The sequence below is a fragment of the Citromicrobium bathyomarinum genome, assembly GCF_038594605.1.
Taxonomy (GTDB): Bacteria; Pseudomonadota; Alphaproteobacteria; order Sphingomonadales; family Sphingomonadaceae; genus Alteriqipengyuania; species Alteriqipengyuania bathyomarina_B.
The window spans coordinates 56,252-74,930 of the sequence record NZ_JBCFZM010000001.1 but is presented as its reverse complement, the minus strand read 5'-3'; the positions used below and the strand labels follow the sequence as shown (position 1 = coordinate 74,930).

The following is an 18,679-nucleotide window of genomic DNA, read 5'->3' as shown; positions in this document are numbered from 1 at the left end:
TTCAAGCAGGTGCGATTAGCTGGTGGGGCCGCCTCTCATTGTCTCTGCCCGGAATTGCGTCAGCCGAAGAGCGTCAGCGAAGCCAGGTCGTTGATCGTCACGAATAGCATCAATGCGAGCACGAGAGCCACACCGGTGCGATACGCCATTTCCATCGCGCGAGGGCCTACCGGTTTACGGCGGATCGCTTCCGCCGCGTAGAATGCCAGGTGACCACCGTCGAGCGCAGGGATTGGCAGCAAGTTAATGAATGCCAAATTAAGTGATATCAGCGCGACGAAGTTGATGAAGGCGACCCAGCCCAAGCTCAGCTGCTCTCCGGAGAACTTGGCGATCTTCACCGGCCCACCCAGCTCCTGGACCGAGCGTTGCCCGGTCACGATCTGCTTGAGCCCGGTAATCATCATGGAGAACGTGTCGATCGATTGTTCCACACCGCCAGACAGTGCCTCAATCGGGCCCTGCGGCACGAAATCATATTCGACACCCGCCGACTCGACGCCCAGAAGCCCGATCCTCGAGACATTGCCGAAGCGATCCTCGACCTCGTGGCTCATGGTGGTGACCGCGAAGCTCATAGCCTCGCCGTTGCGCTCCACCCCCAGATCCATCCGCTGTTCGGGATGCAGCATAACTTCCTGTTGCAAATCCCGGAAGCTCTCCAGCGCGTCGCCGTCGAGCGTAACGATCCTGTCGCCAACCTCGATCCCGGCGGCCTGCGCGGGCGATCCTTCGCTGAAGCCGGCCACGGTCAGCTGCTGCTCCGCATCGACCGGCACCGGACGCCCTATGATCATGAAGAACGCCGCAAAAATGCCCAGCGCGATCAGGATATTGGTGACCGGGCCTGCCGCCACGATCAGCGCGCGTCGCCATAGCGATGCATTCTGGAACGCGCCTTCCTCTGCCGGAGCATCGGGATCGGGAATGCTCGCCGGGTTCATATCGCCCCGGAACTGGACATAGCCGCCAAGCGGCAGCGCGGAGATGCGCCAGCGGGTGCCGTGCCTGTCGTCGAAGCCGACCAGTTCCTTGCCGAAGCCGACCGAGAAGGCATCAGCCTGCACGCCCAGCAGGCGGCCCACCAGCAGGTGACCCAGCTCATGCAGGGTGACCAGCGGCCCCAGCACCAGCAGGAAGCCGACTATCCACATCCAAAAGGGCACGTTTTCGATCATGCAGTCTCCAGAATTGCCCGGGCCTGACTTCGCGCAGCGGCGTCGATCGCCAGCACGTCGTCGAGCGTGGCGGGCCGGGGCGTGTGGTTCGATTGTCCCAGAACGTCCTCGACCACTGCCGCAATGCGGGTGAACGGTATCTGACCGGCGAGGAAGGCGGCGACCGCCATCTCGTTGGCAGCATTGAGAATTGCGGGGGTCGCCCCGCCCTCTTCGCAGGCCGCGCGCGCCAGCCGGGTGGCGGGGAAGCGGTCCTCGTCCGGCTGGAAGAACGTCAATTCGCCGATCTTCGCGAGATCGAGCGGTTCGCACGGTGTTTCCATGCGCTTGGGCCACGCAAGGCACGAGGCAATCGGCACCATCATCTCCGACGGGCCCAGCTGCGCCAGCGTCGAGTGGTCGCGGTATTCGACCATCGAATGAATCACGCTTTGCGGGTGGACGAGGATGCGAATCCTGTCGAGGCCAACGGGGAAGAGGTGATGCGCCTCGATCAGTTCCAGCCCCTTGTTGAACATGGTGGCGGAATCGACGCTGATCTTCGCACCCATATCCCAGTTGGGATGCGCGACCGCCTGATCGGGCGTGACGCGCTGCAACTCGTCGGTGGAGAGCAGCCGCAGCGGGCCTCCGCTGGCGGTCAGCGTGATCATCCGCACTTCGGCCAGATCATTGCCGTTGAGGCACTGGAAGATCGCGTTGTGCTCCGAATCGACAGGCAGCAGCGTGGCACCATGCCGTGCGACTGCCTCGGTCATCACTTCGCCTGCGGAAACCAGCGCTTCCTTGTTGGCGAGCGCGATGGTGCCGCCCTGCTCTATCGCCGCCATGACCGGGGCCAGCCCGGCACAACCGACGATCGCGGCCATGGTGATATCGACCGGACGCGCCGCCGCCTCGATCAGAGCCGCGCGGCCACCTGCGGCCTCGATCCCGCTACCGGCCAGCTCCTCGCGCAGTTCGGGCAGGCAGGCCTCGTCACCGACTATTGCTATCCGAGCGTCGAATTCCTTCGCCAGCTCGGCCAGTTTGGTCGCGCTGCACTGGGCGGTCAGTGCCTCTACCCGCCAGTCCGCGCGATGTTTGCGCAGCAAGCGGAAGGTGGAGTCGCCGACCGAGCCCGTCGCCCCGAGAATGGATATCGAGCGCATCAGATCATCATGCCAGCGACGTGATCACGCCGATGACGATGGCAACGGGGATGACGCCGTCGAAGCGGTCGAAAAAGCCTCCATGCCCCGGGATGAGACGGCTCGAATCCTTGACCCCCGCCTTGCGCTTCAGCCAGCTCTCGAACAGGTCGCCTGCCAGCGCGACAGCCGCGAGGACCGGCCCCGCGATCGCCGCGACGATCAGCGCCTGCATGTCGAGCACACCCATGATCCGCGACGAAAGATAGATCAGCGGAGTCAGTGCGAGGAAGCCACCGAACATCCCGCCGAGCAAGCCAGCCCAGGTCTTGTTCGGGCTGACCCGGGGCAGAATGCGCGGTCCGCCGATCAATGTGCCGAAGACGTAAGCGAAGGTATCTGCGAGGACCACTACCGCGATCGTCATGTAGAAATACTGGATGTCGAACGCGATCAGGATCACCGCGCCGAGCCCGATGTAACATGCCCCCGCAAGGATCGCGGCAAGGCGATAGGGAACATTGTCGGTAATCTTGATGATCAGGAAAATGAGCTCGAGAAAGCACAGTGCGGCAACCGCGCCGACCAGCAGATCCAGCCCCCGGTCGCCGAGGAAGTAGTAGATCGCGACTGCGAACCCGAGGAGCACGGTCGCCGATGCGGCCCTAATGCCCAGCGTCTTTCGCCGCGAATGTTCCTTGATCTCGCGCAGCTCGGCGTCGGTCGCGAGCGTGTCTTCGCCCGCGTCGGAACGCTGCATCTCGGCGCCACTGGTGGCGGTGGCCGGCGTTTCTTGTGCCGGTGCATCGTCATCGGCCGCCATAGCGCCTCTCTCTCCTCGCAAACTCTTCCAGCGCCTCGCTCAAGTGCTGCGGCGTGAAGTCCGGCCACAGCGTCTCGACGAAGATCATCTCCGCATAAGCCATTTGCCATAACAGAAAATTAGAAAGGCGCACCTCGCCACTGGTCCGTATCAGCAGATCGACTGGCGGAAGGTCCGCCGTAAACAGGTGCCGCTCGATCGCTTCGGGGGTGATTTCGCCTTCCTGCGCCGCTGCGCGGGCCGCTGCCGCGATCTCCTGCTGCGAACCGTAATTGAGCGCCACAGCCACGGTATGCGTGCCGTGGGCAGTCCGCTCCAGCGCGTCCTCCAGCATCGCCACGATATCCGGATCGAGCGCGCGCCAGTCGCCCACGATCTTCAGCTTCACGCCATTCGCGACGAATTCCTCGAGATCGGAACGGATAAAGCTGCGCATCAGGTTCATAAGGTCCGAAACCTCGTCTTCCGGACGCTTCCAGTTCTCGGAGCTGAAGGCATAGAGCGTCAGGCACTCGACCCCGGTGCCTTCGAGGCTGCGGACCAGCGTACGCACCGCCTCCACCCCGCGCTTGTGGCCCATGGCGCGCGGCAGGGCGCGGCGCTTCGCCCAGCGTCCATTGCCATCCATGATGATGGCGACATGTTTGGCCACGCTCACTCCCCCTCTCCTTCGGGTGAGGGGGTGGGGGGGTGGGGGACGCGAAGCGCGGCAGCACCAGTCGTGCCCCACCCCGCTGCGACTGGGCTCACCTGCGGTTCGCCAAGTCTCGCTGCCCCTGCCCAGAAGAGAAGGGGGAAAGCTTGGCCCGAACCGTTCACTGCGCGAGGATTTCCTTCTTCTTCTGCTCGACCGCCGTGTCCGTTTCCGCGACATGCTTGTCGGTCAGCTTCTGGACCTCGTCCTCGGACCGCTTGCGATCATCTTCGGAAATGTCCTTCTTCTTTTCGTCTTCCTTGAGCGCTTCCATCCCGTCGCGGCGCACGTTGCGGATCGCGATCTTGGCGTTCTCGCCGTACTTGTCGGCGACCTTGGCGAGTTCCTTGCGGCGCTCTTCGGTCAGGTCGGGCATCGGAATGCGCAGCGTCTGGCCGTCCTGCATCGGGTTGAGACCCAGGTTGGCGTGCGCAATGCCCTTTTCGACCGCGCTTACATTGCCCTTATCCCACACCTGGACGCTGAGCATGCGCGATTCGGGCGCGGAAACGGTCGCCACCTGGTTGAGCGGCATCATCGATCCGTAGACTTCGACCACCACGGGATCGAGCAGGCTGGTGTTCGCACGGCCCGTGCGCAGACCCGCCAGATCGCCCTTGAGGCTTTCCACCGCGCCCTGCATCCGGCGCTCGATATCGTTCTTGTCGTACTTGGCCATATCTGGGCTTTCCTCGTCTATTGTTCTGCCTGGACGATCGTCTGCGTGCCCTGCCCGGCGAGAACGCGGGCGAGATTGCCCTTCTCGCGGATCGAGAATACGACAATCGGAATATTGTTGTCGCGGCACAATGCCACCGCGCTGGCGTCCATCACCTTCAGGTTGTCCGCCAGCACCTTGTCATAAGTCACTGAATCGTAGCGCTTGGCATTCGCGTTTTTCTTCGGGTCAGAATCATACACCCCGTCCACGCTGGTGCCCTTGAACAGCGCATCGCAGTTCATCTCCGCTGCGCGCAGCGCCGCCCCGCTGTCGGTGGTGAAATAGGGCGCGCCGACACCGGCGGCGAAGATCACGATCCGGCCCTTTTCCAGATGACGTTCCGCGCGTCGGCGGATCACCGGCTCGCACACCTGGTCCATCTGCACCGCGCTCTGGACGCGCGTCGGCACGCCCAGCTGTTCGAGCGCGCTCTGCATCGCCAGTGCATTCATGACGGTGGCGAGCATGCCCATGTAATCGGCCTGCGCGCGGTCCATCCCCTGCGCCGCGCCCGCCATTCCTCGGAAGATGTTCCCGCCGCCGATGACGAGGCAGATTTCCCAACCCTCGTCCTTGGCCTGTTTCACCTCTTTGGCCAGCTCGGTCACGAAACCCGGGTCGATCCCGAATTCCTGTTCCCCCATCAGCACTTCGCCCGAGAGTTTCAGGAGGATACGCTTGGCGTTTTTGATCGGCATGGAGGCAGTCTCGAAATAGCGGGCAGGCGTCTGGCCCTAACGCGGGGGCGCGCGGGTGGCAACGTCTGGCGAAAGCGCACGACGCGGGGGCAAGGTTCCGCTTGCCCGGCTGGCCTCCCGCACGCAAGAATGCGCCATGGCCGCATTCTCCTTCCCTGCGGGTAAAGCTCGCAAGCTCGCCCTCGCAATTCTTACGCTGATCCTGCTGATCGGCGCATTGATCGCTTGGAAAACGTGGCAAGACACGATGGGCGATCCTGAGGTGATGCGCACCACCGTGGTTCTGGACGACATGGCACCCGACGCAGCGCCGGTCACCGTTGCGCTGATTTCCGACATCCACATTGCCGGGCCGGACGTGCCGCCCGAACGGCTGCGGCGCATCGTGGCACAGATCAACGCGCTAAAGCCCGACGCGGTGATGATCGCAGGCGATCTGGTGAGCGAGAAATCGCTGGCAACGAAGGTCTACGAGCCGAAAGAAATCGTCGCCCCGCTGGGCGAGCTCGAATCACCGCTCGGCACCTTCTTCGTGCCCGGCAACCACGACCACTGGTTCGATCTGGAGGGGCTTACCTCGCAACTGACCCGGCGCGGCGTGACCATCCTCACCAACGAGGCGGTCGAGGCCGGACCACTGGTGATCGGCGGGCTGGACGACGACTATACCGGGCGCGACGATATTCCGAAGACGCTGGCGGCGATGGACGAGCTCGAAGGCGCGCGCATCTTCCTTGGCCACAGCCCCGATTCTCTGCCCGACCTGCCCCAAGGATCGCTGATCCTCGCCGGGCATACACATTGCGGGCAAATCAGGCTCCCGCTGGTCGGCGCGATCGCGACCCAGTCGCGTTATGGCACGCGGTTCGCCTGCGGGCGGACCGACGACCCGAACGGCACTGCCATCGTCGGCGCAGGACTCGGCACGAGCGTTCTGCCCATCCGCTTCGGCACCCGGCCCGAGATATGGCTGATACGACTGCGGCCGCCGGGCAGGAACCCGACGGCCGCGAATTGACCCTGCGATGAGGAAGCGACGTCAGCCCTTCACGGCTGCCGCGACTTCCGCCGCGAAGTCGCTTTCTTCCTTCTCGATGCCTTCGCCCAGCTGGAAGCGGACGTAGTCCTTGAGCACGATCGGCTTGCCGGCTTCCTTGCCGGCCTGCGCCACGACCTGCTCGATCGGGGTTTTGTTGTCGTGCACCAAGATCTGGCTCATCAGCGCGTTTTCCTTGGCGAACTTGCCGATCGCGCCTTCGACCATCTTTTCCTGCACGTTTTCGGGCTTGCCGCTTTCGGCAGCCTTCTCGGCCGCAACCTTGCGCTCACGCTCGATCAGTTCGGGGTCGAGATCGTCGGCGGTCAGCGCCTGCGGGAACGCGGCGGCGATGTGCTGCGCGAGCTTGGTGCCGAGCGTTTCGAGAGTGGCGGCATCCGCCTCGCTCTCGAGCGCGACGAGCACGCCGATCTTGCCGAGGTTCGGTGCAACCGCATTGTGCACGTAGGGCACGACCATGCCCTGATCGACCGAGACGGTCTTCATCCGGCGGACCTGCTGGTTCTCGCCGATGGTCGCGACATTGTCGGTCAGCTTGTCGGCGATGGTCCCGCCATCGGGATGGGCCATGCCCTTCAATGTTTCGACATCGTCGCTATCGGCCGAGAGCGCAGCCTGCGTGGTCTTGCGCACGAAATCCTGGAACTGGTCGTTCTTGGCGACGAAGTCGGTTTCCGAGTTGACTTCGACCGCGACGCCCCGGGTGCCTTCCACGGCCACGCCGATCAGGCCCTCGGCCGCGGTGCGGCTGGACTTCTTCTGTGCGGTGGCGAGGCCCTTGGCGCGCAGCGCGTCGACCGCGGCTTCGACGTCGCCGTCGGCCGCTTCGAGCGCCTTCTTCGCATCCATCATGCCCGCGCCGGTCTTCTCGCGGAGTTTCTTCACGTCAGCGGCGGTAAAAGCGGCCATCGTTCGTATCCTTGGTTTTGAAATGTGGTTGACGCCCCGGGGCGGGTCGATCCGCTCCGGGGCGCTAGTCAGCGATTGTGAAGCCGCGGTTACGCGGAGGCTTCAGCGGTCTGTTCGGCAGTGGCCTCGGCGGGCGGGTTTTCCATCTCGCCGACGCCCGGATCGCTCGCGCCGTCGCGGCGCGCGGCTTCACCGAAGGCGTCGCAATACAGGCGCACGGCGCGCGCCGCATCGTCGTTGCCGGGAACGGGGAAGGCGATGCCGGTCGGATCGGTGTTCGAATCGAGCACCGCGACGACGGGAATGCCAAGCACGTTGGCTTCCTTGATCGCGAGATCTTCCTTGTTCGCGTCGATCACGATCATCACGTCGGGAATGCCGCCCATGTCGCGGATGCCGCCGAGCGAAAGCTCGAGCTTGTCGCGCTCACGCGTCAGGTTGAGCACTTCCTTCTTGGTCAGGCCGCTGGTGTCGCCCGAAAGCTGTTCTTCAAGCGTCTTGAGGCGCTTGATCGAACCGGAAATGGTCTTCCAGTTGGTCAGCATGCCGCCCAGCCAGCGGTGGTTGACGAAGTGCTGCCCGCTCATGCGGGCCGCTTCCGCCACCGGTTCCTGCGCCTGGCGCTTGGTGCCGACGAACAGCACCTTGCCCTTGCCCTGCGCGGTCGCCGCGACGAAATCGAGCGCACGCGCCATCAGCGGCACGGTCTGCGAGAGGTCGATGATGTGGACACCGTTGCGCGCGCCGAAAATGTACGGCTTCATGCGCGGGTTCCAGCGGTGGGTCTGGTGGCCGAAGTGTGCGCCGGCCTCGATCAATTGCTGCATCGTGACGGTGGGAGCCGCCATAGGGAATTCCTTTCCGGTTATGCCTCTGGAAAGCGAGTGACCTGCGGCGGATTGCCCGCCTCGGCACCGGTATGATGCGCTTTCCATGTGGATTTTCCCGCGCGTTATCACGCGGAAGCGGCGCCCTTAGCGCCAGTCCGCTGAAAAATCCACCCGTAAATTATCGCTGAATGGATCCCGCGCAGCGAGATTCCGCTTGACCATTCAGAACAAATCGAGAACAAAGGCCTCCATCAGCGGAACACCGTGAGTCGCTGACAAGATATCAGCATGTTTTCCACAGCCGGTCCAATGGTTTTGCACCGACCCTTGCGGAGAACGAAAGGCCGGAGAAAGACCATGATTGCACTTGCCATCACGTTCCTGCTCGCACTGACCGCGATCGCCGCGCTGGTTTCCGTGGCCGACAGCGCTCTGCGCGGCTGGCATTCCTACCGCGCGCTCGCTTCCGAACTGCGCGCGATGCGCACGCCCGAGGGCGCACCTGCCGACATCTGCAACCTGCGCAGGGCGAGCGCCCGCCCGGCCCCGCGTTCGGCCATCCGCCGTCACCGCGAAACCAGCAGCCTTCGTGCCGCCGCCTGATTTTTTGAAAATTACTGCTTGAGGCCTTCCAGCTCGGTCGTGACGCCCAGCCGGCCGATCACGGTTTCGCCCGCGATAACCCGCTGGCCCATCAGCACCTGGGGCGAGGTGCCTTCCGGCAGATAGAGATCGACCCGGCTGCCGAAACGGATCAGCCCCACGCGCTGTCCAGCCGCCACGATGTCCCCCGGCTTCACGAAAGGCACGATGCGCCGCGCGAGCAATCCGGCGATCTGCGTCATTCCCACGACTACGCCATCGCTGCGCGTGATGACGATATGCTGCCGCTCGTTTTCCTCGCTCGACTTGTCGAGCTCCGCATTGACGAACTTGCCCGGCACGTAGGCCATATCGCCGATCGTCCCCCCGCATGGGCTGCGGTTGATATGGACATCGAAAATGCTGAGGTAGACCGAGACGCGGGTGACCGGCCCCGCCCCCATGCCCTTGAATCGTCCCTCCGCCTCGCCCTGCAACTCGCGCGGCACCTCGACCTCCACGATCTGGGTGACCGTTCCATCGGCGGGAGAGAGGATCAGCGAATCGTCGCGCGGCACGATACGCTCGGGATCGCGGAAGAACGCGAGGATGCACAGCGACAGGAAGGCGAGTGGCCAGGCGATCGTCTCCCACGCCAGCAACGCCGCGATCAGCGACACGCCGAGGCAGATCAGCGCATATTTCCGGCCTTCGGGATGAACCGAGGGGAGCCCGGGCTTCGCCTCGCCCCGACCGCGATTATCCATGACCTCACCCGCCAAGGATCGGACCCTTCGCACTGCACGCCGATTGCACCCGGAATCCCGTCATGCGCACTTGCGCACGAATACGGCGCCTGCCGAATAGCCCGCGCCAAAGCTGCAGATGAGTCCGGTGTCGCCCTCGACCAGATCTTCGTTGTTGAGATGGAAGGCGATGATCGATCCTGCGCTGGAAGTGTTGCCGTAGGTGTCGAGCACGGTCGGACTCTCGTCCTCGCTCGCTTCGTGCCCCAGCACGCGCTGGGCGATCAGGCGGTTCATCCCGGCATTGGCCTGATGCAGCCACAACCGTCGCAGCCCTGCCGGATCGATCTGCAGACGCTCCGCCTCGGTCACGATCATCTCGGCGACCATCGGCACGACTTCCTTGAAGACCTTGCGCCCTTCCTGGACGAACAGCTTGTCGTCGCTGCCGATGCTCTCGGGCTCGGCGCGGTTGAGAAAGCCGAAATTGTTGCGGATATTGTTGGAGAACACGGTCTTGAGCCGCGTGCCGAGAATGTCCCAATGCCCGGCGGGCGCGATGTCCGCATCCTCGACCAGCACGGCGGTCGCGACATCGCCGAAGATGAAGTGGCTGTCGCGGTCACGCCAGTTGAGGTGGCCACTCGTAATCTCGGGGCTGACGACCAGCACGCTCTTCGCATTGCCCGAGCGGATATAGTCCGCGGCGGTCTGGATGCCGAAAGTGGCGGACGAGCACGCGACGTTCATGTCGAAGCCGAAGCCGTCGATCCCCAGCGCCCGCTGGATCTCGATCGCCATCGCCGGATAGGGGCGCTGCATGTTCGATGCGGCGCACAGCACCGCGTCGACATCGCTCGCCTCGCGCCCTGCCCGCGCCAGCGCATCGCGCGCAGCAGCCACGCCGATCTCGGCCATGATCGACAGCTCGTCATTGCCGCGCGGCTCGTGGCGCGGTTCCATGATTGCCGGATCTATCAGCGGCGCCTTGTTGATGACGTGGCGCGCCTTGATCCCGCTCGCCTTCTCGATGAATTCTACCGAGCTGTGCGTCAGCGCCTCCGCCTCGCCCGCCGCAATCGCGTCTGCGTGCGCGGCGTTGTGCCGGTCGACGAAAGCGTTGAAACTCTCGACCAGTTCTTCGTTGCTGATGCTGTCCTCGGGCGTAAACAGCCCGGTAGCGGAGATGACGGGCCGTACGGCCCCGGAATTCGAATGCGCTGTCATGGGGGGCTGAGGATTAGCCGCAGGTGGCCGATGCGGCAAGCCGTAGAGGCAGATCGTGCCTCTCGCGCGCTCAGAACCGCTTCATCGTCGCCAGTAACACGCAGGCCAGCCCGGCGAACCCGGCGAGCAGCAGAAACAGCGCGCTGAAACCAAAGTTCGGGATGATCGCCAGCACCAGCCAAGGCATAATCAGCGAAGGCACGGTGTTGGTGAGGTTGAAAATGCCGAGATCGCGGCCCCGCGTGCCCGGCCTCGGCAGCACCCGCAGGGTCTGGCTCGAATGCAAGGCAAGGAACACGCCCGCCAGCACGCCGAAGATCAGGTAGCCCGCAATGCCGATCGACACGTTCGGCGCGGCGGCCATCACCAGCAGGCCGATGGTCGCAGCGCCCGCGGTTACGGTCAGCGGCACACGCGGACGCCCCGTACGGTCCGACCAGCGCCCGGCGAGAAATGCCAGCGGTACGCACACGAGCAGAACGCCGGTGAAAATGCGCGCGGTGTCGTTATCGGTCACCCGCCCGTCGAGGATGCGCAGCCAGATCAACAGGAAGGCGAACAGCGCCGCTTCGGCAATCTGGATCAGCAGGCGCGCAAGCCACATGCGCGCGACCTGCCGCCCTTGGCCGCCGATATGCTCGATCGGCATCGCTTCGGCCGGGGGTAGCGCATCGCTGGGCGCAGACGGCGCCATCAGTTGCGGCATGGGCACGGGTTTACCGAAAATGACGATCGGCAGGACCATCGCAAGGACGATCCCTGCGTTGAGGATCAACCGGGCATCGGGATCGGCAAGGCCCGGAATGGTGATCAGCGCACCGATCAACGCGCCCATCGCCGGTGCAAGCGAGAGCACGCCCCCCAGCGTGCCTTTCTGCGTGTCGGGGATCGAATCGCCGGCCCAGGCGAGCAGCGGGCACAGCATCATGTTGAGAGCGATCTGCCACGCCACGATCAGCGCCAACAGCATCGGCACGGTAACCGCGAAACGCATGGCGACCAGCAAGAGGCTGGAAAGCAGCACCCCGGCGAGCACCCAGCCCCGCCGATGCCCCGATTTGTCGCTCGCCCAACCGAACGCGATGCTCCCCGCACTGGCAGCCAGTGCGCCGACGAAGGCGGTATAGGACAGAACCTCGATCCCGTTCTCGCCGAAGGTCTGCGTGGCGCGCATCGGCAGCAGTAGCGACAGGAACGGGGCATAGGCCGCCGATCCGCCAGCCGCAGCGAGCGCATACAGCATCAGGAAACGATGCGTCTGGAGGCGCGAGGTCGAACCCCGCGAAGGCGAACTGGTCATGCGCCTCCCTCACTAGGCGGCTTTGCGCGCGCGACCAAGTGCCCGGCCGGAAACTGCGCAAGCCTATGCCCGACCTTTAGGTCAGCGCTTCGGCGACGGTCCGCAGGTTGGTGGCGTCGGTCCAGTCGCCTTCGACTACGGAGATCGTCTGCCGCGTGCCAAGGATGCCGCCGCCACGTATCGCGCAACATCAGCCGACCAGCCGCTCGAGCTTGGCGAGCGAGGCATCCGGGCTTTCGTGATAGTCGATGATGGACTGGAGCTTGCCTTCGCGGTCCATGAGGTAAACGGCGGCGGTATGGTCGATCGTGTAGTCGCCGCCATCGACCGGCACCTTCTGGTAATAGGCATGGTAGGCGGCTACGACTTCGGCGATGGCCTCGTCCGATCCGGTCAGGCCGATGATCGGCGTGCCGAACAGGTCGACGTAGCGGCCGACATCCTCCGGGCTATCGTAGCCGGGATCGACCGAAACAAAGACGGTCTCGAACTTGTCGCCATCCTCGCCCATCCGCTTGCGCAACCTGGCGAGGCTGGCCAGCGTGGTCGGGCACACATCCGGACAGCGGGTGAAGCCGAAGAAGATCGCGAACGGCTTTCCGCGCAGCGTCTGGTCGGTGACCGTGGAGCCGTCCGGCGCGGTCAGCGAAAACGTGCCACCGACGCTGTCACCATAATCAGCCGGCTGATCCGCGTGCCGAGCCGGGCCGAAAAGTGCGAACAATGCGAGCCCCGCGGCGAGCGTAACGAGCGTCCAGACAATCATCCGAAAGGTTTTCTGGCCCGCTTCGCGTTCCTCGGGCGTCTGCTCTTCTTCGAGTTCCGGAAACGGGTCAGTCATCCTTGCCTCCCGCACCCTGAGCAGTCGGCCCCTGCGAGCCGACTGGCTGGATCGCGAGTTCGATCTCGACCGGACCGGCCTTCTCGAACGTGAGCGTGACGGGCACGGTCTCGCCTTGCTGCAGCGGCTGATCGAGCTGCATCAGCATGATGTGGAAGCTGCCCGGCCTGAGCGTGACGGAGCCGCCTGCGGGCACATCCAGCCCATCCTCCAGCTCGCGCATGCGCATCACCCCATCGGTCATGTCGACGGTGTGAATCTGCACGTCGCCAGCCACCGAGGTCGACCCACCCGTCAGGCGGTCGTCAGCGCTGCCGCTGTTGGCAATCGTCATGAATGCGCCGCCTGCGTTCTGGCCCTCGGCGGTCTCGCGCGACCATGCTCCGGTGATGGCGATCTCGCTCATGGCAGCTTCCGCCTCGCTCGGCGCTTCGGGTCCGGGTTCGAAATTGCAGGCCGTCAGCAGGATGGCACCGGCAAGGGCTGAGGCGGCAAGAATATTGCGAATGGTCATCAGATAATCTCCGGATTGTGGCTGCAGCCGCAGGATGCGTCGCTAGGGGCAGCGTCCTGTTCGAACAGCTGGATGGGCGGTTGCGCCGGTGGTGTGAGAGCAACCGCGACGTGCGCAGTGACCAGAATCGCGATCGCTCCCCAGGTCAGCCAACGGATGCGCAGCAGCAGCCGTGCCTTGCGATCATCGAGGGTGGCAGGGATCATGCGCAGACCTCCCCCAGCTGGCGGGCGATCAGCGGGGCGACCGCGCGCTTTTCTTCGAGACTGAGGCAGCGACCGATCTCGATCCGTTGCCAGTGGTTTTCGAGGAAGAGGCGCAGGCAGGCCGGGCTGGCATCGTCCTGAACCAAACGTGTTGCTCGGGCAGGAAGGTCGACAGGATCGCAACCATTGCTGCGCCAGCGCAACCGGTCATCCCCGATCGCCAGCCATTCGTCGTCGGGCTGCGAACGGCTGTGCCATTCGAGCGCACCGACCAGCAACGCCATGGTGCCGAGGGCGAAGATTGGCACCAGCATATCGCCCTTTATCGCGGGCAGGATCGCCATCGCCATGAACAGACCGATGAGGACGGTGAAGGTTGCTCGCGCTTCCTGAGAGAGCTGCGATCGGTTCTCTCGCAAATGCAGGATCAGGTCTGCATCGTGCGTGAACCGGACGGATTCCTCCGCCAGGGGCTGCCCGCCGGGGCAGCTATGGATCGAAAACATTATTTTGAAACTCCGACAGACCGGCACGCGCAAATCGGGCGCGAACCGGTTGGGCCGACAAATCAGGCGTGGATTGTCAGGCTACTGCCGGGGGCCCGCGCAGCGGCGGGCGCAGGTGGGAGAACTGCCGGAACGGCAGGCGCTGCACCGGCCCGAGGCCGAGCACGAGGATGAAGGCAAGAGCCAGCGCCGACAGGGCAACATCCACACCGCCCACGGCAAGCTGGTTGAGCCCCGAAAAGGCGCAGTGCTCGCCCTGCTCTGCATCATTCAAGTGTCCGCTGCCCCGTTCCTTGCCGGGGATCACCATCTGCACCTGTTCGAGCCCAGCGGAAGCGTCGGAACAGATCGTCACCGTCAGCACGGTGCCGCCGGATGAAGACACCATGTAGCCCGACGGGACGACCGCCTTGATGCAGAACGCCAGCACGAGCAGCACCAGCGCGAGGTGGCGGTGGTTTCGAATCAAGGCGCGCAAGGGTTGCATTTCCGCAAGTCCCTTAGACACGGGCCTCGCATTTGTCAGCCGATTACGCCCGCGCGTCACCCAGAAGAGAGCCTGGGAGATAACACCCGCCCTTGCGAGAAAGTGCGGAGTGTCATGATCTGTAAGGAAAGGTGGTGGACAGGGCTGGATTCGAACCAGCGTACGCTTGCGCGGGCAGATTTACAGTCTGCTGCCTTTAACCACTCGGCCACCTGTCCACAGGTCTGGTCTGCAAGAAGCAATGCAAGAAACGGTGCGCCTGTCGGGGCGACCGTTCGCCGAGGAGCGCTCATTTGGAGAAGCCGTGCTTGCCTGTCAATGGCCGTGCTGGCAGGGCGTGGATCTATGGCAAAACCGGAACGGAAAAGAGCACTGCGCGGGCGCGCAGGCAGGATGCAGGGCGGACGCGGGAGCGGGCGCGCCAGTACGGGCCAGGTGCGCTTGTGGGGGCGCCATGCGGTGGAAGCCGCGCTGCTCAACCCGGAACGCAAGCATCGCAAGCTGTGGGCGACGCGCGATGGCATCGATTCGCTCGACGGCGAACTGCCCGCAGATTTTCCGATCGAATATGCCGAAGGACCCGATCTCGACCGGTTGGTGGCGCGCGACGCCCCGCACCAGGGCCTGGTGCTCGAATGTGCGGCGCTGGAAGATCGCGACCTGTCTGAGGTCATCGACGATAACGACCCGGATCGGCCGATCGTCGTGCTCGATCAAGTGACCGACCCGCATAATGTCGGCGCGATTCTGCGCTCGGCCGCCGCTTTCAATGCAGCGGCCATCGTCACGCAGGATCGGCACGCACCGCCCGAAAACGGTGTGGTCGCGAAGTCTGCCTCCGGCGCGTTGGAGACAGTGCCGTGGGTGCGGGTGGTCAATCTGTCGCGCGCGCTCGACGATCTGACCGCGCGCGGATTCTGGCGGATCGGGCTAGCGGGCGAGGCGGAGATGACGCTGGCCGAGGCAATGCCGACCGGGCCGGTTGCGATCGTGCTGGGCGCCGAAGGAGCCGGCCTGCGACACAATATCGCGGGCCATTGCGATGCGCTGGCAAAACTGCCGATCTCGGATGCGATCGAGAGCCTTAATGTCTCGAACGCTGCGGCGATCGCGCTTTACGCGCTGGCTACGCGCACTGGCTGATCGCAGCCACGCGTTCCCACCGCTGGATACCAGACGCAGAAAACCCCGCCGATCACCAGACGGCGGGGTTTTCGCGTTCAACGCCCGATGACGGGCGCCAATCCTGGATTGCTTAGTTTACAGCATCCTTGAGGCCCTTGCCGGCCTTGAATTTCGGCTGGTTCGAAGCCTTGATTTCCATCGGTTCGCCAGTGCGCGGGTTACGGCCCGTAGAGGCCTTGCGCTTGGCGACCGAGAAGGTCCCGAATCCCACGAGCCGAACCTCATCGCCATCGGCGAGGGCCTTCTGGATCGAATCGAAAACACCTTCGACGGCGTTCGATGCGTCGCTCTTGGAAAGGCCGCAGGATTCAGCAACGGCGCCGATCAGCTCATTCTTGTTCATAAGGTAAAACCCCTCAGTCCCAGACATTCATAGTGGTGATCCGCTTCATGCGAATGACGCCACCTGAGACCTTCGCAACGAGTCTGTCAAAGCCATTTTGCGAAAAAAGCGCGGAAATGTGCGATTCTTTGGTTTATGAATCGGGAACTTGTTGAAAATGTCGGTCGCTAGGCCACGAAATCAGCCGAACCTAATATTAATCAATGGGTCGTCTGCCCGCTCTCGGCGAAAGGCGGGTCGCTCTTGGGCTGACTCGCGAGATCGTCCGCCTCGGTCCATTCGATCGCCTCGGGCTCGCGCACCAGAGCGAGGGCCAGCACTTCGTCGACATGCGACACGGGCACGATCTCGACCCCGTCGGTGATCCGGTCGGGAATTTCGGCCAGATCCTTCACATTGTCTTCGGGGATCAGCACCGTCGGGATGCCTCCCCGCCGCGCGGCGAGTAGTTTCTCCTTCAGGCCGCCAATGGCGAGCACGCGACCGCGCAAGGTCACCTCCCCGGTCATCGCGATATCGGGACGCACCGGAATCCCGGCGAGCGTGGAGACAATCGAAGTGACCATCCCGATCCCCGCGCTCGGCCCATCCTTGGGCACCGCGCCTTCGGGCAGGTGGATATGGATGTTCTTGCGGCGGAAAATCGACGGTCGAATGCCATAAGCAGGCGAGCGTGCCTTCACGAAGCTGAAAGCGGCGGAAACACTTTCGTTCATCACCTCGCCCAGCTTGCCGGTCGTCTTGATCTCGCCCTTGCCCGGCGTGGTGACGCTTTCGATGGTCAGCAACTCGCCGCCGACTTCCGTCCAGGCGAGGCCGGTGACCGCGCCGATCTGCGCTTCTTTCTCGCCCAGCCCGTGCTTGAACTTGCGCACGCCTGCGAACTCGCCGAGATTTTCCGGCGTGATCTCGATCTTGTCGACCTGCTTCTCAAGGATCTTGCGCAAGGACTTGCGCGCCAGCCGCGCGATCTCGCGCTCCAGCGTACGCACGCCCGCCTCGCGGGTGTGGTAGCGGATGAGGTCGCGCAGCGCATCCTCGGTCAGTGTGAACTCGCCGTCTTCCAGCCCATGATCGGCGATCTGCTTGGGCAGCAAATGGCGCAGCGCGATCTCGACCTTTTCGTCTTCGGTATAACCTTCGAGCCGGATGATCTCCATCCGGTCGAGCAGTGGTTGCGGCAGGTCGAGGGTGTTGGCAGTGCACACGAACATGATATCCGACAGGTCGAAATCGACCTCCAGATAATGGTCCTGGAAATGCGCGTTCTGTTCGGGGTCAAGCACCTCGAGCAGGGCCGAGGCCGGATCGCCGCGGAAATCCTGCCCAAGCTTGTCGATCTCGTCGAGCAGGAACAGCGGGTTATTGGTGCCCGCCTTGGTCAGGTTCTTGACGATCTTGCCCGGCAGCGACCCGATATAGGTGCGGCGGTGACCGCGAATCTCGGCCTCGTCGCGCACACCGCCCAGAGACTGGCGGACGAATTCGCGGCCCGTGGCGCGCGCAATCGACTTGCCGAGGCTGGTCTTGCCGACACCCGGAGGGCCGACGAGGCAAAGGATCGGGCCCTTCAGCTTGTTGGTGCGCGCCTGGACCGCGAGATATTCGACGATCCGGTCCTTGACCTTTTCAAGCCCGTAGTGGTCGTCGTCGAGGACCTGCTGGGCTTCCTCGATATCGCGATTGAGGTCGCTCTTCTCGCCCCATGGCAGGTCGAGCAGCACATCGAGATAGTTGCGAATAACGGTTGCTTCGGCGCTCATCGGCTGCATCGACCGCAGCTTCTTCAGCTCGCTTTCGGCCTTGGCGCGTGCCTCGTCCGACATCTCGAGCTTTTCGATCTTTTCCTGAAGTTCGGCGAAGTCGTCCCCCTCGCCGCCTTCGCCCGATCCGCCCAGCTCGCTCTGGATCGCCTTCATCTGTTCGTTGAGGTAATATTCGCGCTGCGTCTTTTCCATCTGCCGCTTCACACGGCCCCGGATGCGGCGTTCCACCTGCAACACAGACAACTCGCCTTCCATGAAGCCGAGCAGCATTTCGAGCCGCTTGAGCGGATCGGCCTCGGTCAGCAGTGCTTGCTTATCGGACACTTTGATGGACAGCGCGGCGGAGATCGCATCGGCCAGCGCGCCAGCATCATCGATTTCGCCCAGTTCTTCGGCGACGCCTTCGTTCTTTTTGGAAAGCTTGGAATATTCGTCGAACTGCTCGATCGTCTGGCGCATCAGCGCGATGACCTCGTTGCCCGAGACCGTGGTTTGCTCGATGGGGCGGACTTCGGCGAGAGTCAGGCTCGCCTCATCATGCAATTGCGAGAGATGCGCGCGGCGCTGCCCTTCGACCAGCACGCGAACCGTGCCGTCGGGCATCTTGAGCATCTGCAGCACCTGCGCGACCACGCCCACGTCATAGAGGTCGGAGCCGCCCGGCTCATCGCATGAAGGGTCTATCTGGGCGAGCAGGAAGACATCTTTTTCGCCTTCCATTGCCGCTTCCAGTGCGGCCACGGAGCGCTCGCGCCCCACGAAGATCGGCACCACCATGCCGGGAAAAACAACAATGTCACGAAGCGGGAGAAGCGGAAAACGCTGAGTCATATGTATCTTTTAGCACGCGGATTGGTCGCGCGCCCGTCCTTGGGAAGGAATATGGGTCGCAAGTCCATGCCTCGCAATGCCTGCCCGGCAGATGCCGACAGAATC

Annotated in this window: 21 protein-coding genes and 1 tRNA gene; 3 read left to right on the top strand and 19 right to left on the bottom strand. The window is 63.7% G+C overall.

Features of this window, described 5'->3' with window-relative positions; genetic code table 11:
* Positions 1-59 precede the first annotated feature (59 nt).
* From rseP to pyrH, 6 genes are all read right to left on the bottom strand, one after another.
* Positions 60-1,178, bottom strand: a complete 1,119-nt coding sequence (gene rseP, locus AAG612_RS00385; RefSeq protein WP_342506140.1) for an RIP metalloprotease RseP — start codon at positions 1,176-1,178, stop codon at positions 60-62.
* Positions 1,175-2,329 carry a 1-deoxy-D-xylulose-5-phosphate reductoisomerase gene (gene dxr, locus AAG612_RS00380; protein WP_342506138.1) on the bottom strand — a complete coding sequence of 385 codons (1,155 nt, stop codon included), beginning with the start codon at positions 2,327-2,329 and terminating at the stop codon, positions 1,175-1,177. Before dxr ends, rseP begins: the two co-directional genes overlap by 4 nt.
* Positions 2,330-2,336: 7 nt before the next feature.
* A complete protein-coding gene (locus AAG612_RS00375) occupies positions 2,337-3,131 on the bottom strand; it encodes a phosphatidate cytidylyltransferase (RefSeq protein WP_342506136.1) in 795 nt (264 codons plus the stop codon).
* The gene (gene uppS / locus AAG612_RS00370; RefSeq protein WP_342508568.1) at positions 3,118-3,759 is read right to left on the bottom strand and encodes a polyprenyl diphosphate synthase; all 642 of its coding nucleotides are present in this window, start codon (positions 3,757-3,759) and stop codon (positions 3,118-3,120) included. Before uppS ends, AAG612_RS00375 begins: the two co-directional genes overlap by 14 nt.
* 187 nt (positions 3,760-3,946) lie before the next feature.
* Positions 3,947-4,504, bottom strand: coding sequence for a ribosome recycling factor (frr, locus tag AAG612_RS00365; protein WP_342506134.1), 558 nt, complete (start codon positions 4,502-4,504; stop codon positions 3,947-3,949).
* 17 nt (positions 4,505-4,521) lie between these two features.
* Positions 4,522-5,244, bottom strand: coding sequence for a UMP kinase (gene pyrH / locus AAG612_RS00360; RefSeq protein WP_342506132.1), 723 nt, complete (start codon positions 5,242-5,244; stop codon positions 4,522-4,524).
* A 136-nt stretch (positions 5,245-5,380) separates the two neighbouring features.
* Between pyrH and AAG612_RS00355 the strand changes: the two genes are divergently transcribed.
* On the top strand, positions 5,381-6,262 hold the full coding sequence (locus AAG612_RS00355; RefSeq protein WP_342506130.1) for a metallophosphoesterase: 882 nt from the start codon (positions 5,381-5,383) through the stop codon (positions 6,260-6,262).
* Between the two features lie 21 nt (positions 6,263-6,283).
* Here AAG612_RS00355 and tsf read toward each other — a convergent pair whose 3' ends face one another.
* Positions 6,284-7,210, bottom strand: coding sequence for a translation elongation factor Ts (gene tsf, locus AAG612_RS00350; RefSeq protein ID WP_342506128.1), 927 nt, complete (start codon positions 7,208-7,210; stop codon positions 6,284-6,286).
* A gap of 89 nt (positions 7,211-7,299) precedes the next feature.
* Positions 7,300-8,058, bottom strand: a complete 759-nt coding sequence (rpsB, locus tag AAG612_RS00345; protein ID WP_342506126.1) for a 30S ribosomal protein S2 — start codon at positions 8,056-8,058, stop codon at positions 7,300-7,302.
* A gap of 339 nt (positions 8,059-8,397) precedes the next feature.
* Here rpsB and AAG612_RS00340 point away from each other — a divergent pair, with 339 nt between their 5' ends.
* Positions 8,398-8,643, top strand: a complete 246-nt coding sequence (locus tag AAG612_RS00340) for a hypothetical protein (RefSeq protein ID WP_342506124.1) — start codon at positions 8,398-8,400, stop codon at positions 8,641-8,643.
* A gap of 11 nt (positions 8,644-8,654) precedes the next feature.
* On the opposite strand, the gene AAG612_RS00335 is transcribed toward AAG612_RS00340, so the two are convergent.
* The 9 genes from AAG612_RS00335 to AAG612_RS00295 all read right to left on the bottom strand — a co-directional run bounded on the left by AAG612_RS00335 (position 8,655) and on the right by AAG612_RS00295 (position 14,667).
* The gene (locus AAG612_RS00335; RefSeq protein ID WP_342506122.1) at positions 8,655-9,404 is read right to left on the bottom strand and encodes a phosphatidylserine decarboxylase; all 750 of its coding nucleotides are present in this window, start codon (positions 9,402-9,404) and stop codon (positions 8,655-8,657) included.
* 45 nt (positions 9,405-9,449) lie between these two features.
* On the bottom strand, positions 9,450-10,595 hold the full coding sequence (locus AAG612_RS00330; protein ID WP_342506120.1) for a beta-ketoacyl-ACP synthase III: 1,146 nt from the start codon (positions 10,593-10,595) through the stop codon (positions 9,450-9,452).
* Between the two features lie 70 nt (positions 10,596-10,665).
* The gene (locus AAG612_RS00325; protein ID WP_342506118.1) at positions 10,666-11,895 is read right to left on the bottom strand and encodes an MFS transporter; all 1,230 of its coding nucleotides are present in this window, start codon (positions 11,893-11,895) and stop codon (positions 10,666-10,668) included.
* A gap of 190 nt (positions 11,896-12,085) precedes the next feature.
* Positions 12,086-12,736 carry an SCO family protein gene (locus AAG612_RS00320; RefSeq protein ID WP_342506115.1) on the bottom strand — a complete coding sequence of 217 codons (651 nt, stop codon included), beginning with the start codon at positions 12,734-12,736 and terminating at the stop codon, positions 12,086-12,088.
* Entirely contained in the window at positions 12,729-13,250 is a 522-nt protein-coding gene (locus AAG612_RS00315; RefSeq protein WP_342506113.1) for a copper chaperone PCu(A)C, read from the bottom strand. Before AAG612_RS00315 ends, AAG612_RS00320 begins: the two co-directional genes overlap by 8 nt.
* Entirely contained in the window at positions 13,250-13,456 is a 207-nt protein-coding gene (locus AAG612_RS00310) for a hypothetical protein (protein WP_342506111.1), read from the bottom strand. The genes AAG612_RS00315 and AAG612_RS00310 overlap by 1 nt, the downstream gene beginning before the upstream one ends.
* Positions 13,453-13,962: a DUF2244 domain-containing protein gene (locus AAG612_RS00305; protein WP_342506106.1), complete on the bottom strand. Its 510-nt coding sequence runs from the start codon at positions 13,960-13,962 to the stop codon at positions 13,453-13,455. The genes AAG612_RS00310 and AAG612_RS00305 overlap by 4 nt, the downstream gene beginning before the upstream one ends.
* A 76-nt stretch (positions 13,963-14,038) precedes the next feature.
* Entirely contained in the window at positions 14,039-14,431 is a 393-nt protein-coding gene (locus AAG612_RS00300) for a DUF2946 family protein (protein WP_342506104.1), read from the bottom strand.
* A 150-nt stretch (positions 14,432-14,581) separates the two neighbouring features.
* Positions 14,582-14,667, bottom strand: a tRNA-Tyr gene (locus AAG612_RS00295).
* 127 nt (positions 14,668-14,794) lie between these two features.
* On the opposite strand from AAG612_RS00295, the gene rlmB reads away from it, so the two are divergent.
* Positions 14,795-15,592, top strand: a complete 798-nt coding sequence (rlmB, locus tag AAG612_RS00290) for a 23S rRNA (guanosine(2251)-2'-O)-methyltransferase RlmB (protein ID WP_342506102.1) — start codon at positions 14,795-14,797, stop codon at positions 15,590-15,592.
* A 112-nt stretch (positions 15,593-15,704) separates the two neighbouring features.
* Here rlmB and AAG612_RS00285 read toward each other — a convergent pair whose 3' ends face one another.
* Together AAG612_RS00285 and lon are read right to left on the bottom strand one after the other, a co-directional pair.
* A complete protein-coding gene (locus AAG612_RS00285) occupies positions 15,705-15,977 on the bottom strand; it encodes an HU family DNA-binding protein (RefSeq protein WP_342506100.1) in 273 nt (90 codons plus the stop codon).
* A 200-nt stretch (positions 15,978-16,177) separates the two neighbouring features.
* Positions 16,178-18,574, bottom strand: coding sequence for an endopeptidase La (lon, locus tag AAG612_RS00280; protein ID WP_342506098.1), 2,397 nt, complete (start codon positions 18,572-18,574; stop codon positions 16,178-16,180).
* Between the last annotated feature and the right edge of the window lie 105 nt (positions 18,575-18,679).

Bases quoted from the DNA above. Each gene is read 5' to 3' on its own strand.
- tsf (WP_342506128.1), bottom strand. From the start codon at position 7,210: ATGGCCGCTTTTACCGCCGCTGACGTGAAGAAACTCCGCGAGAAGACC.
- AAG612_RS00355 (WP_342506130.1), top strand. From the start codon at position 5,381: ATGGCCGCATTCTCCTTCCCTGCGGGTAAAGCTCGCAAGCTCGCCCTC.
- rseP (WP_342506140.1), bottom strand. From the start codon at position 1,178: ATGATCGAAAACGTGCCCTTTTGGATGTGGATAGTCGGCTTCCTGCTG.
- AAG612_RS00375 (WP_342506136.1), bottom strand. From the start codon at position 3,131: ATGGCGGCCGATGACGATGCACCGGCACAAGAAACGCCGGCCACCGCC.
- AAG612_RS00305 (WP_342506106.1), bottom strand. From the start codon at position 13,962: ATGTTTTCGATCCATAGCTGCCCCGGCGGGCAGCCCCTGGCGGAGGAA.
- frr (WP_342506134.1), bottom strand. From the start codon at position 4,504: ATGGCCAAGTACGACAAGAACGATATCGAGCGCCGGATGCAGGGCGCG.
- rlmB (WP_342506102.1), top strand. From the start codon at position 14,795: ATGGCAAAACCGGAACGGAAAAGAGCACTGCGCGGGCGCGCAGGCAGG.
- pyrH (WP_342506132.1), bottom strand. From the start codon at position 5,244: ATGCCGATCAAAAACGCCAAGCGTATCCTCCTGAAACTCTCGGGCGAA.
- rpsB (WP_342506126.1), bottom strand. From the start codon at position 8,058: ATGGCGGCTCCCACCGTCACGATGCAGCAATTGATCGAGGCCGGCGCA.
- AAG612_RS00285 (WP_342506100.1), bottom strand. From the start codon at position 15,977: ATGAACAAGAATGAGCTGATCGGCGCCGTTGCTGAATCCTGCGGCCTT.
- AAG612_RS00310 (WP_342506111.1), bottom strand. From the start codon at position 13,456: ATGATCCCTGCCACCCTCGATGATCGCAAGGCACGGCTGCTGCTGCGC.
- uppS (WP_342508568.1), bottom strand. From the start codon at position 3,759: ATGGATGGCAATGGACGCTGGGCGAAGCGCCGCGCCCTGCCGCGCGCC.
- dxr (WP_342506138.1), bottom strand. From the start codon at position 2,329: ATGCGCTCGATATCCATTCTCGGGGCGACGGGCTCGGTCGGCGACTCC.
- AAG612_RS00315 (WP_342506113.1), bottom strand. From the start codon at position 13,250: ATGACCATTCGCAATATTCTTGCCGCCTCAGCCCTTGCCGGTGCCATC.
- AAG612_RS00330 (WP_342506120.1), bottom strand. From the start codon at position 10,595: ATGACAGCGCATTCGAATTCCGGGGCCGTACGGCCCGTCATCTCCGCT.
- lon (WP_342506098.1), bottom strand. From the start codon at position 18,574: ATGACTCAGCGTTTTCCGCTTCTCCCGCTTCGTGACATTGTTGTTTTT.
- AAG612_RS00325 (WP_342506118.1), bottom strand. From the start codon at position 11,895: ATGACCAGTTCGCCTTCGCGGGGTTCGACCTCGCGCCTCCAGACGCAT.
- AAG612_RS00320 (WP_342506115.1), bottom strand. From the start codon at position 12,736: ATGACTGACCCGTTTCCGGAACTCGAAGAAGAGCAGACGCCCGAGGAA.
- AAG612_RS00340 (WP_342506124.1), top strand. From the start codon at position 8,398: ATGATTGCACTTGCCATCACGTTCCTGCTCGCACTGACCGCGATCGCC.